At 68.6% G+C, this 16,269-nt stretch carries 16 protein-coding genes; 4 read left to right on the top strand and 12 right to left on the bottom strand.

Features of this window, described 5'->3' with window-relative positions; genetic code table 11:
- Positions 1-86: 86 nt before the first annotated feature.
- The 3 genes from AC3DEZ_RS18230 to AC3DEZ_RS18240 form a co-directional block, all read right to left on the bottom strand.
- Positions 87-1,196, bottom strand: a complete 1,110-nt coding sequence (locus AC3DEZ_RS18230; RefSeq protein WP_488389498.1) for a WD40/YVTN/BNR-like repeat-containing protein — start codon at positions 1,194-1,196, stop codon at positions 87-89.
- A 1-nt stretch (position 1,197) separates the two neighbouring features.
- Positions 1,198-1,491, bottom strand: coding sequence for a MoaD/ThiS family protein (locus tag AC3DEZ_RS18235; protein WP_488389499.1), 294 nt, complete (start codon positions 1,489-1,491; stop codon positions 1,198-1,200).
- Between the two features lie 95 nt (positions 1,492-1,586).
- Positions 1,587-2,186, bottom strand: coding sequence for an OmpA family protein (locus tag AC3DEZ_RS18240; RefSeq protein WP_488389500.1), 600 nt, complete (start codon positions 2,184-2,186; stop codon positions 1,587-1,589).
- A 400-nt stretch (positions 2,187-2,586) separates the two neighbouring features.
- On the opposite strand from AC3DEZ_RS18240, the gene AC3DEZ_RS18245 reads away from it, so the two are divergent.
- Together AC3DEZ_RS18245 and AC3DEZ_RS18250 are read left to right on the top strand one after the other, a co-directional pair.
- Complete coding sequence (locus AC3DEZ_RS18245) at positions 2,587-5,283, top strand: bifunctional diguanylate cyclase/phosphodiesterase (RefSeq protein ID WP_488389501.1); 2,697 nt, start codon at positions 2,587-2,589, stop codon at positions 5,281-5,283.
- Positions 5,284-5,340: 57 nt separating this feature from the next.
- Complete coding sequence (locus AC3DEZ_RS18250; RefSeq protein ID WP_488389502.1) at positions 5,341-5,976, top strand: cation efflux transmembrane domain-containing protein; 636 nt, start codon at positions 5,341-5,343, stop codon at positions 5,974-5,976.
- A 13-nt stretch (positions 5,977-5,989) separates the two neighbouring features.
- Here AC3DEZ_RS18250 and AC3DEZ_RS18255 read toward each other — a convergent pair whose 3' ends face one another.
- The 7 genes from AC3DEZ_RS18255 to AC3DEZ_RS18285 form a co-directional block, all read right to left on the bottom strand.
- Positions 5,990-6,445: a nuclear transport factor 2 family protein gene (locus AC3DEZ_RS18255; protein ID WP_447103023.1), complete on the bottom strand. Its 456-nt coding sequence runs from the start codon at positions 6,443-6,445 to the stop codon at positions 5,990-5,992.
- Between the two features lie 38 nt (positions 6,446-6,483).
- Positions 6,484-7,458, bottom strand: a complete 975-nt coding sequence (locus AC3DEZ_RS18260; protein ID WP_447103024.1) for a DMT family transporter — start codon at positions 7,456-7,458, stop codon at positions 6,484-6,486.
- Between the two features lie 77 nt (positions 7,459-7,535).
- Positions 7,536-8,360, bottom strand: coding sequence for an AraC family ligand binding domain-containing protein (locus tag AC3DEZ_RS18265; RefSeq protein ID WP_488389503.1), 825 nt, complete (start codon positions 8,358-8,360; stop codon positions 7,536-7,538).
- Positions 8,361-8,609: 249 nt separating this feature from the next.
- The gene (locus AC3DEZ_RS18270; RefSeq protein WP_488389504.1) at positions 8,610-9,002 is read right to left on the bottom strand and encodes a SpoIIAA family protein; all 393 of its coding nucleotides are present in this window, start codon (positions 9,000-9,002) and stop codon (positions 8,610-8,612) included.
- An 80-nt stretch (positions 9,003-9,082) separates the two neighbouring features.
- Positions 9,083-9,622, bottom strand: coding sequence for a hypothetical protein (locus tag AC3DEZ_RS18275; protein WP_488389505.1), 540 nt, complete (start codon positions 9,620-9,622; stop codon positions 9,083-9,085).
- Positions 9,623-9,689: 67 nt separating this feature from the next.
- Positions 9,690-10,310, bottom strand: a complete 621-nt coding sequence (locus tag AC3DEZ_RS18280; RefSeq protein ID WP_488389506.1) for a glutathione S-transferase family protein — start codon at positions 10,308-10,310, stop codon at positions 9,690-9,692.
- A gap of 88 nt (positions 10,311-10,398) precedes the next feature.
- The gene (locus AC3DEZ_RS18285) at positions 10,399-11,106 is read right to left on the bottom strand and encodes a GNAT family N-acetyltransferase (RefSeq protein ID WP_488389507.1); all 708 of its coding nucleotides are present in this window, start codon (positions 11,104-11,106) and stop codon (positions 10,399-10,401) included.
- Positions 11,107-11,386: 280 nt separating this feature from the next.
- Here AC3DEZ_RS18285 and AC3DEZ_RS18290 point away from each other — a divergent pair, with 280 nt between their 5' ends.
- A complete protein-coding gene (locus AC3DEZ_RS18290; protein ID WP_488389575.1) occupies positions 11,387-11,743 on the top strand; it encodes a DUF1428 domain-containing protein in 357 nt (118 codons plus the stop codon).
- Positions 11,744-11,845: 102 nt separating this feature from the next.
- Here the strand turns inward: AC3DEZ_RS18290 and AC3DEZ_RS18295 are convergent, their stop codons facing one another.
- Together AC3DEZ_RS18295 and AC3DEZ_RS18300 are read right to left on the bottom strand one after the other, a co-directional pair.
- A complete protein-coding gene (locus AC3DEZ_RS18295; RefSeq protein WP_488389508.1) occupies positions 11,846-14,044 on the bottom strand; it encodes an amylo-alpha-1,6-glucosidase in 2,199 nt (732 codons plus the stop codon).
- A 321-nt stretch (positions 14,045-14,365) separates the two neighbouring features.
- Positions 14,366-14,899, bottom strand: coding sequence for a YybH family protein (locus AC3DEZ_RS18300; RefSeq protein ID WP_488389509.1), 534 nt, complete (start codon positions 14,897-14,899; stop codon positions 14,366-14,368).
- A 58-nt stretch (positions 14,900-14,957) separates the two neighbouring features.
- Here AC3DEZ_RS18300 and AC3DEZ_RS18305 point away from each other — a divergent pair, with 58 nt between their 5' ends.
- Positions 14,958-16,244 (top strand): alkaline phosphatase family protein, encoded by a 1,287-nt coding sequence (locus AC3DEZ_RS18305; protein ID WP_488389510.1) that lies wholly within the window; start codon positions 14,958-14,960, stop codon positions 16,242-16,244.
- The last annotated feature ends 25 nt before the right edge of the window (positions 16,245-16,269 follow it).

A 16,269-nucleotide genomic window follows, 5' to 3' on the forward strand; every position in this document is an offset into this window, starting at 1 on the left:
GCCTCGACCGGTTCAGGCCGGCCACGCGGTCCCGCGCGTCGCGCCACCGCCTGCGGGTGAAGCGCCATGCGGTTTCCCGCACGGAGTCAGGCGAAGGTCAGCGCGTGGATGGGGGGCAGCCTCGCGGCCAGCGGTTGCCAGCGATCGCCCTGGTCGTCACTGGTCCACAGGCCGCCGGTGGTCGAGCCGAACGCGAGCCGGTCGCCACTGTCATCCACGGCCAGGCCATGGCGATAGACCAGATCGTAGGCCTGCGTTTCCGGCAGGCCGCGGTGCAGCGTCTCGAAGCTGCGTCCGCCGTCGCGGGTCCGCGCGACCACCAGTTGCGCATCGACCGGATAGCGTTTTTCGTCCTTCATCGCCGGCACGAACCACGCGGTATCCGCATCGCGCGGATGGACCGCCACCGCGAAACCGAACACCGAAGGCGGCACGTCGGTGATCTCGTGCCAGTCGCCGCCGCCGGCGGCGCTGCGGAACACGCCATTGTGGTGCTGGGCCCAGAAGACATCCGGCGCACTCCGCGCCTGCACCATCCGGTGCACGTCCTGGATGTTGGGATCGCCCTGCTGTCCTTCGGGCATGTAGCGGGCGATCATGCCCTGCGCGGTCTGCGTCCAGTTCTCGCCGGCGTCATCGCTGCGCCAGACGCCTCCGCTGGAAATCGCCACCCGCAGGCAACGCGGATCGCGCGGATCGACGCAGACGGAGTGGATGCCCGGATGATCGTAGCCGCCGCCGAACCACTGGTGCCGCTCGGGGCGATCCCACAGGCCGCGCACGAGTTGCCAGGAGCTTCCGTGGTCATCGGATCGGAACAGACCGCCGGGGATGGTGCCCGCCCACAATCGACCCGGCTCGTCGGCGCCGCCGGCTTCCAGCGACCAGATCAGGCGCAGCGCAGCCGCTTGCGCGGGCTTGCCGTCGCCCGGGATCACCTGATCGCCTTCGGCATAGGCCGGCACGCCGGCTTCTTCCCAATGTCGCCCCTGATCGGTGGAGCGATGCAGCTTGGCGCCGAAATGGCCCAGATCCAGCGCGGCATACCAATTGCCGTCGCGTGGATCGGCCAGGGCCAGGGCGACGTTGTCGCCGAGAAAGGCCGTATCGGCGATCCGCCACTCGCCTTCGGCACGCTTGGCGCGCTCCAGCACGAACAGTCCCTTGCGCGAAGACACCAGCAATCGTTCCGACATGTCAGCCTCCCGACAGCGCCTGCATCACATAGAGTTCGGCATCCTCGCCCACCGCCTGGGCCAGGTCGCGTTTGTCGCGCAGGCTTTGGCCATCGACGAAGATCGCGACGTGGTGGCGCACCGCGCCATGCTCGTCGAGCACGTAGCCACGCAACACGGGATGCCGCGCGAACACCGCCTGCAGCAGTTCGCCCACGCTGCCACCGGCCAGCTGCATGCACAGCTCGCCGCCGGGATGTCCTTCGGTTGGTGGCAACCAGCGCGTCAGCGCCGGCGCCAGCACGACCCTGGCCATAGCAGGTTCCTGCACCCAGACAGCCGCGGAGGATAGCGCCCTGCCCGCGGCGCCGCATGGCGCAGCGCCGCGAGGAAGGCGGTCGAGCCCGCCGGTTACGGGGTGGCGGAAGCGGTCGGCTGCGCGGCCGGGGCGGCCATCGGGCCGGCGTAATCGACGACCAGGGCGACGCGGCGGTTGTCGCGGCCGGCTTCGCCGGTGGCGCCGGAACGGACCTGGCGGTTGCGGTCCTCGCCGTAGCTCACCGCGCGCACGTTGGCGCCGTTGAGACCGCCACTGGTCACCAGGTAATCGCGCACGGCATCGGCGCGGCGCTGGCCCAGGCGCTTGTTGAAGGCGGTGGAACCGGCCGGGTCGGCGAAGCCCTCGACCGTGATCACGGCCTCGCTGTGGCTTTCGCGGACCACGCGGGCGAAATCGTCCAGCAGCGGCTTGTCCTGATCGGGCAGCACCGCATCGCCGGTGGCGAAGTGCGCGCCGGTCTCCACACGGGTGCGACCTGCGAGCCGGGTGACCAGCGCATCGTGCTTCTGCGACAGCGCGTCGAGCTGCTGCTGGAGGCGCTGATCGGTCGCGCGCAGTTCGGCGATGGTGCTCTCGAACTCGTCGCGCTTGATGTAGTTGGAGCAGCCGGTGAGGGTCATGACCGCCATGCCGGCGGCGAGAAGGATGGTGCGGGAAGGTCCGCTTGCCATGGGTAAATCTCCTAGCTTGGTATCCCGCTGCGGCAGCGCTCGCGTGGGGCTCGTTCGTTGTGGAATTCGCTGCCGCGTGAATGTCCCTTCCCGTGCTTCATCCGCGAGGTGAAAATGCCGAACGCAGAATTCAGTTTCGCTGCATCGCAGCAGCCCGTGGCCGCTTTCACCCTGTCATCACACCGGTGAACCGGGCAAGCTGCATCAGCCCTCCCGCAATCCGCTCAAGAAGCGATCGCGCGAGCCGATACCCCACTCCAGACGTGTCCGTTGAGGGAGACCCCATGGGGCCCAGCCGAACGGCCTGCCATCGGGGAAACCGCCGGCCCGGGGTCGACAGCCGCATCCACCCGCTCCACACTGGCTTCGCGCGTGCGCGGATGGCCGGGTGTCCTGGCGCATGCGTCATTCCGATGGACAGGTGGATGCCGTGATCGCATCGTCGTCCCGCCCGTCGTCGGCGACGGTGCACGCGCCTGCGGAACATGCACGGCGCGGCGCCGGCCCCTGGCGCTGGGCATTGGCCGTACTGCTGGCGGGACTGGCCTTCACCGCCTGGTTGGCCATGGGCGAATGGCGCGATCTCAACCAACGCGCCGATACGCAGCGCAAGGCGCTCGCCCAGGCCGCCGTCCGCCAGTTGCGCGCGCCGCTGCAGACCGTGGCGTCGGAACTGCGGGCCATGCAGACCGTGTTCCTGGCCAACGATCGGATGGATCAGATCCGCTTCACCCAGGTCACCGAGAACCTCCAGCGCCAGCGCATCGGCCCGGCGCGCGTCGCGACGGCCTTCGCCCAGCGCATCGACGGTGGCGCAGATGGCCAGTCGGCCTATCGCTACCAGTTCATCACCCCGTTCCGCGGCAACGAGGTGCTGCTGGGGCTGAACATCGCCAGCCAGCACGAGAATCTGCTGGCGCTGGAACGCGCGCGCGACAGCAACAGCGTGGTGCTGTCCGCGCCATTCGTCCTGCGCCAATCCCTGCCCGGCAACCGTCAGCGGCTGGGCGTGACGGTGCGCCTGCCGGTGTACTCCGACGGCCCGGAACCAGTCGGCATGGCGGCGCGGCGCGCGCGCGCAATCGGCGCGCTGGCGGTGAGCCTGCGCCTGGAACCGCTGGTGCGGGACGCCTTGCGCGGCCCGGTGCTGGACACCTTCCAGGCCAGCATCCGCGATCTGGACGCAACCGGCACCGGGCCGTTCTTCGACTCCGCCGATCGCGCGGAAGCCGGTGCGCGCCTCTACCGCGAGCAGCTCGAATTCGGTGGCCGCCGCTGGGAACTTCGCCTGTGGCCGCGCCCGGTCGCGCCGGACAGCGAACGCCTGCAGGTGATCCTCACCGCCGGCCCGGTGATCAGTCTGTTGCTGGCCGCGCTGCTGTGGTCGCTGGCGACCACCCGCCAGCGCGCGATCGTGCTAGGCCACGAGATGAGCTCGCTGTACCGGCAAAGCGAGGCCCAGTTCCGCGCGCTCAACGAACTGCTGCCCGCGCTGGTGCTGTTGTCCGATGGCGACGGTCGCATCCTGTATGCCAACCAGGCCGCGCGGCAGCGGTTGGGCGACGTGGTCTCGGCGGGCGTGCCGCTGACCGCGCTGTTCGCCGATCCCGCCTTCCGCGAGCGGGTGCGCCAGCCGGCGCGGACCGGCGACTACTGGGGCAACGTGGAAGCACTGCTGATCGGTCTGGGTGGGGAATTCTGGGCGAACGCGTCGATCGCGCGGGTCGAGATGGAAGACGAACCCCGCCTGCTGATGGTCGCCACCGACATTTCCGAACAGCGCGAGCTGACCGAACGGCTCAGCTACCAGGCCACCCATGACGCCCTGACCGAACTATGCAACCGGCGCGAATTCGAGCGGCGGATCGAACAGGCGCTCGCCGAGCGTCGCCGCGGCGGACGCTCCTGCGCGTTGCTGTACATCGATCTCGACCAGTTCAAGCTGATCAACGATGTGTCCGGCCACACCGCCGGTGATCAGTTGCTGGCGCAACTGGCGCTGGCGATGCGGATGCAACTGCGCGGCGACGATCTGCTGGCACGGCTGGGCGGCGACGAATTCGGCCTGCTCGCCTTCGACGTCGATACCGCCAGCGCGCGCACCCTGGCCGAGCGCCTGCGCACCGGCATCGAATCGCAGATGTTCGTCTGGCAGGAACGCACCTACACCGTCAGCGCCAGCATCGGCGTGGTGGTGGTGGACCAGGACAATCCCACCCTGAAGGACCTGCTGTCCTGGGCCGACACCGCCTGTTACGTGGCCAAGGAAAACGGCCGCAACCGCATCCATGTCTACAGCGACGACGACGAGGCCACCCGCCGCTACGGCGAAATGGAATGGGCCAACCGGTTGCGCTGGGCGATGGAGGAACAGCGCCTGCTGCTGGACTACCAGGAGATCGTGCCGCTGGACGGGCGCCGCGAGGACGGCGCGCGGGTGGAACTGCTGTTGCGCCTGCGCGACGAGGACGGCCGCATCGTCATGCCGGGCGCATTCCTGCCGGCGGCCGAGCGCTACGGCCTGATGCCGATGGTGGACCGCTGGGTGATCCGCGCCGCGCTCACCCACTTCGGCCAGCTGCACGCGGATGGCCGCCCGCTGCAGCAATGCGCGATCAACCTGTCCGGCGCCAGCATCGAAGACGAGGACCTGGCCGACTTCATCCTGGGCCTGATCGCCGAATACCGCGTTCCGCCTTCCAAGCTTTGCTTCGAGATCACGGAGACGGTGGCGGTGCGCAACCTGCTCAAGGTGGTGCAGGTGATCGAACGCCTGCGCAAGGCCGGCTGCCGGATCGCGCTGGATGATTTCGGCGCGGGAATGTCCTCGTTCGGCTACCTCAAGAACCTGCCGGTGGACGTGATCAAGATCGACGGCAGTTTCATCCGCGATCTGGAAACCGATGCGATGAGCCGGACCATCGTCAGCGCCATCGCCCAGATCGGCCACCAGCGCGGCCTGAGCGTGGTCGCCGAATGGGTGGGCAACGCCGGCATGATCGCCACCCTGACCGGACTGGGGGTCGATTTCGGCCAGGGCATGGCGCTGCACCGGCCGGAGCGGGTGCTGTTCCAGCGCCAGCGTCAGGCGGCTTGATCGCGGCGGCGCTACAATTCCCCCGGTTTCCCGCGCTTCTTCCAGGTGTCCCCCGAGATGTCCGATTCCTGCTGTGGCTGTGGCAAGACGATCGACGTCGCCGCGCTGGAGGCGCGCCAGCGGCGGGTGCTGTCGATCGTGCTGGCGATCAACCTCGCCACCTTCCTGATGATGATCGCGGCCGCGTGGTACAGCCGCTCCACTTCGTTGCTCTCGGGCAGCCTGGACAACCTGGGCGACGCCGCCACCTACGCGTTGAGCCTGATGGTGGTCGGCGCCAGCGCCCGGGCCAAGGCCCAGGTCGCGTTGTTCAAGGGATTGTTGATCCTGGCCGCCGCCGTGGCGGTGGCGATCCAGATCGGCTGGCGGCTGGCCCATCCGGCGGTGCCGCTGTTCGAGACGATCGGCGTGGTCGGCCTGCTCAACCTGGGCGCCAACCTGATCTGCCTGCGACTGCTGACGCCCTACCGTTCCGGCGACGTGAATCTCGCCTCTGCCTGGGAATGCTCGCGCAACGACGTGTATGAAGGCCTGGCGGTGCTGGTCGCGGCTGCCGGCGTCTGGCTGTTCGGCGCCGGCTGGCCGGACCTGCTGGTGGGCGCGGCGCTGTTGCTGCTGTTCCTGCGCTCGGCGTGGCGGGTGCTGTCCGGCGCATGGTCGGCATGGCGCGACACCGCGCCGGGACACGCCTGAAAACTCGCTGGCGTCAGGGCGACGCCGGCAACCGGCTGGCGTGACTGGCCGCCAGCTTCCAGCCGTCGGGATACCGGATCCAGGTGTCGGTGAAGCGGAAGTCGGCGACGAATGCCTGCCCCTGCGCGTCCCCTTCGATGTGGGTCACACCGATGACGATCGCCGCGTCGCCATGCAACCGGATCTGCTGGTCCTGATTGCGGAATACCCGGTAGCGCGGCTCCCGGCTCGCCACTTCGGCCAGATTGGCCGCGCGGTCAGTGACCACGCCGCGCGAATCGACGAGGGTGAATCCCGGATCCAGATGGCGCTCCAGCACCTTGGTGTCGGCGTCCTCGAAGGCCCGGCACAATGCGGCTTCCACCGCCAGGATGTCGCGCCGGTCTTCGGCCTCGCCGGCCTGCGCGCACACCGCCATCGCCAGCAGCCCCCACAACACGCCAGCCCTGCCCCACGCCATCCGCCGCATCGCGCCATCCTCCGCCTGGATTGGCGTCGATGGTAACGCTACAGGCCGTGCCCTTCCTCCATGCGGATGACCGGCTCGGGCTTGACCCGCACCGCCCACAGCACGCCGCCGATCAGCAGGCCGATGCCCAGCAGGGTCAGCGGCTGCGGCATCTGCCCGCGCAGCATGAAGGCGTAGGCCAGCGCGGCCAGGGTTTCAAACACGATCAGCTGCCCGACCAGCGCGGTCGGTAGCCGCTGGCTGGCCTGGTTCCAGCACAGTGTGCCCAGCCATGACGCGAACAGGCCGATCGCCACCATCAGGGCGATGAAGAACTCCGGGCGCGGTCCCAGCGGCATCGGAAAGTCCGCGCCACGCAGCTTCATCACGCCCCACAGCAGCGCGTAGCCCAGCAGCGCCAGCGGCAGGATCGCCACGCCCTGCGCGGTCGCCCAGGCGCGCGGGCTGCGATCCGGATGCGCGCGCAGCCAGTCCGCGTTGCGCAGCGGATACCAGGTCCAGCAGGCCACCGCGATCAACGCCAGCAGCGCGCCGCTGGCATAGCGCCACGGGTCGGCCTGCGGATCATCGCGCAGCGCCTGCAGTTCCACCTGGTTGACGCAGGCGATGCCCAGCGCGATCAGCAGCAGAGACGGCGCCAGCTTGCGCCACGGCAGGTGCCCGTCGCGATGGCCGTTGCGCAGGTTGGCGCTGATCGCGATCACCACCGGCAGGGTGCCGATGATCATGGTCGGCACCGGCGCGCCGGCGCGCTGGATGGCGCTGGCCAGACAGAAGTAGTAGAGCAGGTTGCCGATCGCCGCCAGCTTCAGCGCCTCGCGCCAGTCGGCCGCGCGCAGCCGGCGCAGTTCGGCGCGATCGAAGGCGGCCAGCGGCAGGGCAATCAGGCCGAACGCCAGATAGCGTCCGACCGATTGCAGCGCGGGGGGATACTCCGGCAACAACAGCGGGCCCACGAACACCAGGCCCCACATCAATCCGGCCGCCAGCGCGTAAAGCGTTCCCACCCACATCGTCGTGTTCGTCCTTCCGGAAAACACCAGACTCTAGGTGGCGTTTCCGATCATGTCTTGCACCAGATTGCGGCGGCTCAGCCCCGCACCTGGCGCTGGTAGCGCGCCGGGGTGACGCCGTAGCGGCGGGCGAAGGCGCGGGTCAGGTGGGCCTGGTCGGCCATGCCGGTGGCGGCGGCCACATCGGCGGGCGCCTCTCCCGCGCCCAGTCGGCGCTTGGCATCATGCACGCGCAGCGCCATCAGCATCTGCTGCGGGGTGACGTGGTACTGGTCGCGGAAGCGGCGCAGGAAGTGGAACGGACTGAGGCCGGCGACGGCGGCAAGCGATTCCAGACTCACCCGCTCGCCCAGGTGCGCATGCAGGTAATCGATGACGCCGGAAAAGCGCACCGCCGGCTCCACCGCGGCAGGCCGCCCAATCCGCGCGTGATCGCGCAGCGTGTCCAGCAACTGCAACAACAGGCCATCGAAGGCCAGCGGTTCGGTGGTCCCCCAGAGCGCGTCCAGCAGCACGGTGACCCGCGCGGCGCGGGCGGCATCCTGGCGCACGGCGTCGTCGAACCACCAGCCGGTTTCGCCGGTCGCCTCCTCCAGCGCCGCGCGATCCAGATAGATCATCCGGTAGCGCCAGCCGTCCTCGGTTTCCGCGCGTCCGGTGTGCAGCGTCTCGGGATTCATCAGCACCAGCGAGCCAGCCGACGCAAGGTGGTCCGCGCCGGCATAACGGAAGCGCTCCGCCCCGGATTCGATGGCGCCCAACCCGAATGCCTCGTGGGTATGCGGATCGAACGCGTGCCGGACGATGTGCGCGCGGTACAGCTCCACGCCCGGCCGATGCGGCGGATGCCGGAACTGCGCCGCGTCGCGGGTGGATTCGAATTGTTCCGGCACGCCTTGCATCGGCCCATCATGCCACTGGTCGGCCATCCTCGCCGCCCTTGGCCGGCGCCGTCCCCGCGCGGCGTTGGTGCGCGTACAGGGGCCATGGAAAGGCCGGGACAGACCCACCGGGTCCGGCGCAGGGAGATTCGATGAAAACCTTCTACACCCGCTCGCTGCATTGGCTCGCGATGCTGGGTTTCCTGCTGCTCGGCGCGGCCGTGAGCGCCAGCCTGGGCGCCCTGCTGGGATGAGCGCGGCCGCGTCCGTTCAAGCCGGGTCGTTGCTTTCGGGCGTGACTTCCGCCGCCCACGCCAGCGCCTGATCGGCCTCGGCCGGTTCGAAGGCGCGCACTTCCGTGGCCGGCAGCAGGTGGCCCGCGAACTCGGAGATCCTGCCCAGCCACTGCTTGTCGGTCACCACGGCCGCGCGCGCGAAGCGCGAATACTCGCCCAGCTTCTGCACCGCGTAGCGCAGGTCCTTGGCCATCGCCTCGGCGCTGAGGCCGGTCATGCCGGCGAGATCGGTGAAGAGACCGATGCGCCGGTACTCGTGCAGCCGTACTTCTATCTCGGCGATGCAGTGGTCGTAGTCCTCGCCGCTGAGTTGGCCATTGAAACGGAATGCCGCCACGTGCGGCGGTGCGGGGATGCCTTCGATCATGCGCGGACTCCGGCGGTTGCTCGGGAGCCATCGTCCGCGCGTGGATGTCGGCGGCGCGTCAATGTCCGCGACGCGCGGGTTCAGTCGATGCGATAGACACGCGCCTTCGGCGTGTCCTCCTCGACCTGCAGGAACCAGCGTCCGGCCACGCCCGGCACCACCACGATCTCGGGAGACTCCAGCGGCCGCGACAGCTTCATCTTGCCCTTCAGCACCTTCCACTGCTGGCCATTGTCCAGTTCGAACACGGTGCCCGGCTCCCAACCGGCCACCGTGCCCTTCAGGCGCGCGTGGATGGGCTCGTCATTCAGGCCGATGAGGGAGCCCTCGTCGCGTGGACGCGCCGGCGGCTGGCTGCGGGCGATGACCTCGGCGCGCTCCTGCGCGCGGGCCTCGACCTGTTCGCCCAGCAGCCGGTTGAGCAGTTCCAGTTGCGCCGGCGTGAGCTGATCCAGGCCGGTGGCCCGCATCTGTTCGGGGGTGAGCCGCTGCTCGATGTTGACGTGCGGGGTCTGCGGCGCCTGTTGCGCGAACGCCGCCGGCATCCACGCCATCGCCAGTCCCGCCAGCACCCATGCCTTGATCTTCATGCGTCCGCCCATGCCCGGCGCGTCCGGCATGGGCGCGCTTTACGGTTTCGTGAAGATCCTGCTGCGATGAAGTGACAGGAACATGACAACGCCCGGCTCAGGCGTCGCGGGTGTCGCCGGACAGCGGCGTGGCCCGCATCGACGGCCTTTGGACGAAGGCGTCGAACCAGGCGGCCAGGCGCGGACGCCCCGGCCGGAACGGCGACAGTTCGCGGAACGCCAGCCAGTCCAGCGCGGTGGCGACCGCGATGTGGCCCACGTGCAACGGCGCGTCGACGTCCAGTTCCCGCTCCAGCCAGTCGTAGCTGGCGGTCAGTTTGTCGATGTAGCCGTCGCGCAGCGGCGGATACCGCAGCGGCTCGGGACGGCGCACCGTCTCCCAGCGCACCGCGATGCCGGCCTCGCACAGGCCCTGCGCCACCGCCTGCACTTTCAGCGCCTGCCAGCGGGCTTCGCCGTCGGCCGGGATCAGGCGCGGACCGTCATGCAACGTGTCCAGATAGGCGCAGATGACGTCCGAATCGAAAATCGCCGGCTGATCGGGCCGCAGCAGCACCGGCACCTTGCCGAGCGGATTCCGTCGGAACACATGCTCGTTGCGCAGCACCGGACTGGTCTCATGGTGGATCACCTCCAGCCGCGCCGCCACGCCGGCCTCGTGGGCGAACACCAGCGCCTTGCGCGCGAAGGGTGAATGGGTCTGGTAGAGCAGTTGCATGGACACCCCGCGTGCCGGAGAAAACGACGAATCCATGGAGTTGGGATGCCGCGGAGAAGTTTTCAATGGGTGGGTTCACGGGTGCGCGTCAGACCCGGCGCAGCGACCAGAACCCGATGTCGCGCCGGTGCCGGAATCCCAGTCGCTCGTACAAGTGCAGCGCACGCGGATTCTCATGGCTCACATGCAGGAACGGCAACGCGCCACGCGCCAGGGTGTCGTTGGTGAGCATGGCGGTGAGCCGACCGGCATGGCCGCGCCCATTGAAATCCGGGTGGGTGCAGATGGCGCTCATCTCGCGGCATTCGCCGGTGCCCAGGCGCTCGCCGATCATCGCGGCCAGGCGGCCTTCCTGGTAGATGCCGAAGTAGCGGCCCATGTCCATCGTGCGTTCGCGGAAGTAATGCGGATACACCAGCGCGGTCAACGCCAGCACGTCGGCGCGGTGCGCTTCGCCCAGCGGCAGGATCTCCGGACCCTCGGCCACGGGCAGCGGCGCCTCACGGGTCATCTGCGCCAACGGGCGGAATGCTTCCAGCCGCCACCCCGCGGGTGGTTCCGGCGCGACGCCGATCAGGTAGACCGACTCGCCGGGCGCGACCAGCGCGTCCAGTCCGGCGGCCACGTCGTCGTGCGCGGAAGCCACGCCCAGGAAGGGCGCATACGCCGCCGGATAGCGGCTCACGCCGCCCGCCCGCAGCGCGATGTCGCCATGCAGGCTCTGCAGCGAGGACCAGAACGGGTTGTCGAGGGCGTCGTGGACGCGTGCTTCGGATGTTTCGGCGTTCATCGTCATGCGGTTGTGGGTTCGCGGCGATACACACTGACGCAACGCCGACTTCGCCATGTTAGCCGCACGGAAACCGACGATGTCGCGCTGGACGCCGTACCCGTCGAGGACGACACCGGCTTCGGCGGCAGCGGCGGCCAATTGCCTGAACCTGCGCCGGCCGCCCGGAAGGATCTGCCTGAACAGGGCTTCGGGCCCGTGTCGATTTCCGTACCCCCCGTTCGTCAATCAGGGGAAGGCCGGTGTTCCGGACCTTTCAATCCATCCCGACCACAGGAGTTCCACCATGTCCTACATCGACGGTTTCCTCATCGCCGTGCCCAACGCCAACAAGGAGAAGTTCATTGCCCACGCCAGCGAGTTCGATCCGATTTTCATGGAGCTCGGCGCCATCCGTGTCGTCGAATGCTGGGGCGACGACGTACCCGATGGCCAGGTCACCGATTTCCGCCGCGCGGTGAAAACCACCGACGAGGAGACCGTGGTGTTCTCCTGGATCGAGTGGCCGGACAAGGCGACGCGCGACATCGGCATGAAGAAGATGATGGAGGATCCGCGCATGGAGGCCGCCAATCCCATGCCCTTCGACGGCAAGCGGATGATCTTCGGCGGCTTCGCGCCCGTGGTGGATCTGAAAAAGTAAGCCGCTCCCTCTAGAGAGACGTGGAGCGGCGCTTGCTCCAACGCTCCCGCACCCGCCAACCCCTCGGCGACAGCCGGCCGGCGCTTCCATCGGCGTGCCCGCTCAGGGCACGCCCAGCCGGGTGTGTCCGGGCGCAATGCGCCGCTCGATCACGACGGGAGCGCCCTCGCCCCGTGCTTGCGTCCAGATCAGGAGAAACGGCGACCCGCGGTTTTCGACCTCCAGTTCGGCGTGATTCGCGAGGTTGCGCCAGCGCAGATCGACGCGGCCATCGCCCACCCGGATGTTCTCCACCCTCAGGTGATCCCAGCCCATCGGCGGTTGCGGTGCGAACCGCAGCCGCTTCGCCCGCGCCTCCACATCCAGCCCGAGCATGCCGTGGATGGCCGCGGACAGGAACGCCGCCGAGGACCAGGTCTGTTCGGGCACGGATTCACGCTGCGGTTCCGGCCGATCACCGCGCATGACTTCGTGCATGTGGCCGGGTGAGTCCGTGCCCGCCCAGGACACCAGGCTGCGCCACAGGGTCGCGGCCTGTTCCGCACGGCCCGCCCGCCACAGGGTTTCCGCCGCCATCGCGGTGCCCAATCCCCATACGCTGCCCCGCGAATAGGCTTCCGGATCGTAGTCGGCGGCCGTGTCCGGGCGGCTGCGCAGCCCCCACCCGCTGAGATACGCCGGCCCGGAGAGTTGGCGCAGCGTGGCCTCGGCTTCCGCGTCGGTCGCCGCTCCGGAACGGATGGCCGCCAGATCCGCCGGCGAGGTGCTTTCCCCGGCCTTGCCGGCGTGGGTGAAGCCACTGATCCAGCGTTGCCCGGCCTCGTCGCGATATCGCGCGCGCAGGCTTTCACGCGCGCGTCCGGCCGCATCGGCCGCATCGCGCGCCAGCGCCGCGTCTCCCTGCGCTTCCGCCAACCGCGCCATCGCCGAGGCCGCTTCGACCCAGGCCGCCGACAGGGTCAGTTCGTCAGTGAGACGATCCTGCTCGTTCGCGCTCATCTTGTCGGCCGGTACGCGCGGCAGGCCGTCGCCGGGATCCAGCGTCGACACGCAATAGCGATACGCCTTGAGGATGGCGGGCCAATGCCGGCGCACGAACGCCTCGTCGCCGCTGGCCCGCAGGTATTCGGCCAGCACGGCGATGAAATCGAAGGCGATGTCGACATGCACATACATGTACGGATAGTCGCCAGCCCAGTCGAGGAAGCCGGCGCTCTGCGACATCTCGTGCCAGATCATCCCGTTGTCCGGATGCTGGTAGCGCAGGATGAAGGCGAGTTCCTCCGCGGCGCGCTCGAAACGTCCTTCGTGAATCAGCGCGCGCGTACCGACCAGACCGTCACCGGCGAAATACCACGCATATTGCGGCCTTCGCGCGCCATGCGAGGGTCCGTAGCCGGCCACCAGTCCGCATCCCAGCCGCACGTTGCAGGTCCAGGCCTGTTCCAGCGCGATCTGCGCCCATTGCAGCGCGCGGTTGGCATCGGCGTCCGGCGTGGTGATGCGCAGTTGCCCGGCGGGCTGGAAGCGCGCGGCGTCATCCGCCTTCGTCGCCTGCCGCAACGCGGCCACGGTGGCGTGCACCTCCTCGTCCTGCTCGCTCTGGCCCGCGAACACCAGTTCGGCGCAACGTTGCGCCCCGCAGGCCTGCGGCACCAGTTGCAGGAACAGCGGCAGACCGAATTCGCTGCCACGCCGATCATTGTTCGGTTCGGAATGCGCGGCCGCCTGCGGCGAGGACACCAGCGCGCGGAACCGCTTGCGGGGTTCGCTGATCAGGAAGCCCTTCGCCTGCGTGTCCCAGGACAGTTCCTGCCCGCCCACCGCAGCCGGCCACATCAGGTTGAGCGAAGGACGGAAACGCACGCGCAGATCGATCGGCTTTCCTTCCACCCGATAGCGGACGATCACGCCGGGTTGTCGGCCGCGCGTTTCGATGCGCTCGCGCACCGTGAATCCCGGACCGGCGTAGTGGCGGGTCACGCCCAGCGGATCCACATCCGCCGATGTCAGGTGCGCCAGGCCCTCTTGCGTCCGTCCATCGACCACGAAGGCGATCCGGTAGTCGGAGACAAGCTGCAATGGAAACGTCCAGATCTCCAGCCCGTCTTCCGAGTAGCCGCCCGCGAACGCGCGCAGGCCATGCGCGGAGAGGTAGCGGTTCTCCCTTGGCTGTCCGATCGACCAGACGGGCAGCGCATCTGCACCGGATTGCGGTTGCGCGGAAAATGCGGACAGGGCGGGCAATGACAGGAAACACCCGACCAGGAAACACCTCGCCGGGAACAGCCGATGGCGCATGGATGACCTCGTGGAAGAAACACGCGTCCGGTGCGGTAGAAACGCCTGGCCCCAGACTAGGTGATCACGATGCTCCGGCAAAACCGCGGTGCAGCATCGTTGCACCTGCAACGAACGCCCCTGTGGCAGACACGCCGCTCGCACCTTGGTGAACGATCATCCGATTGCCTGGTGTCATCGTGTCATCGTGTCATCGCGTCGGCGCTGGCCGCGCCTGGCCCGCCGGACCGCGGCTCGAGGCCGCGACGCACTCGGATCCGGTGTTGCTGCCTCGGGTTCCCAACTTGCACCACGTCACCGGCCAGGCCACCGATGACTGAATCAGGTCGCCGGGCAGGCGTCCCGGCGTCCCATTTCGAATGCCTTGACCCCGGCCTCGTCGATGGGTGTCGGACGGATGCCGTCGTCGAAGATCACCCGCCACTGGCCGTCGACATCCTGCTGCCACACCGATCCGAAACGCCCCAATCGATAGCTGCCGTCCTCCGGGTTCCGGTACAGCGCCGGCCCACTGGAATAGGCGGTGCGGCCATCGCCTCCCACCGAGACCCGTTCCGGATACCAGCGCAGTTCCAGCTTTTTTCCTTCGATCAACGGCACCCAGTCGGCCAGAATGGCGGTGCGGCCTCGCGTCGGCTGGTCGCCGACCCCGAACACCGCGTCGACATGGAGGAAACTACCGAAAGCATCGGCATCATGCCGGGCCAGCGCGTCGGCGAAGCCCAGTTCCCTTGCCCACACCGTGCACCGTGCGTCATCCGTCCCTGTCCGGGCGCCAGGATTTTCGGCCGCCTGGGTCACCATCGTCAGGCCCGCTGCCAGCAGCAGACACGAAAGTCGTAGGCCGCCTGTCATGCGAAGTTCTCCGAAACCTGCCAAGCTTTACGGTACTCCATTCCCTTTCCGTCCTTCCATGCGCCTGCCATTCGTCAGGGCCGCGTGGCTGGCCGCCGCACTGCTGCTGTCGGCCGGCTGCGCGACCCGCGCTCCGCAACATTCCGTCTCCGCCCCTCCCAACGAACCGGCCACCCTGCTGCTGATCTCGCTCGACGGCGTCCGCGCCGAGTACCTGCAGCGCGGCATCACACCCCACCTCGCGCGGCTGGCCCGGGAAGGCGTGCGCGCCGAGTGGATGAATCCATCCTACCCCTCGCTGACCTTCCCCAACCACTACACCCTGGTCACCGGCCTGCGCCCGGATCACCACGGCATCATCAGCAACACGATGATCGACGAACACCTCGGCAGTTTTTCGCTGAGCGATCGCGGCGCGGTCGGTGACGCGCGCTGGTGGAGCGGCGAACCGATCTGGGTGGGTGCGGAGAAAGCCGGCCTGCGTACCGCGACCATGTTCTGGCCCGGTTCGGAAGCCGCCGTGCAGAGCGTCCGCCCCACCCACTGGTTCCCGTTCGACAAAGCCTTTGCCATCGATGATCGCGTACGCCAGGTGCAGGCGTGGCTGGATCTTCCCGCCACCGAACGCCCGCGCCTGATCACCCTGTATTTCGAACACGTCGACACCGCCGGGCATGACAACGGCCCGGATTCGCGCAATGTCGAGGACACGCTGAAAGCGGTCGATGCCGCCGTCGGCCGGTTGGTCGATGACATCGACGCGCGTGGCGAGCGTGATCGGGTGAACATCATCGTGGTATCCGACCATGGCATGGCCGCGACCTCGCCCGAGCGCGTCATGGCCATCGAGGATCGGATATCCCCGGACGACGCCGAGGCCGTCACCGTCGGCCAGGTGGTCGGCTTCAATCCCCGCCCCGGCCATGAGGACGCCGCCGCGCGGCGACTGCTCGGCCGACACGATCACGCCGAGTGCTGGCGCAAGCAGGACATGCCCGCGCGCTGGCACTACGGCACGCATCCGCGCGTGCCGGCGATCGTCTGCCAGGCCGACGAAGGCTGGCTGCTGGTCAAGCGCGAGGCGATCGAGCGGTGGCGCCGCAATGGCTGGAAGGGCGGCGGTTCGCACGGCTACGACCCGGCGCGGCCGTCGATGCGGGCGATCTTCGTGGCACGCGGACCGGCATTCCGCCAGGGCGTCACCGTGCCCGGTTTCGACAACGTCGACGTCTATCCATTGCTGACACGACTGCTGGGCATCACGCCGGCGCCGAACGACGGCGATGCCCGGACCCTGCTGCCGGTCCTGAATGCCGCCGGGGCCGCTTCGCCGCATTCCCATTGATGTCCGAAAACGGTGAGTCGGTGCC

This window comes from Pseudoxanthomonas sp. 134C1, assembly GCF_057773065.1.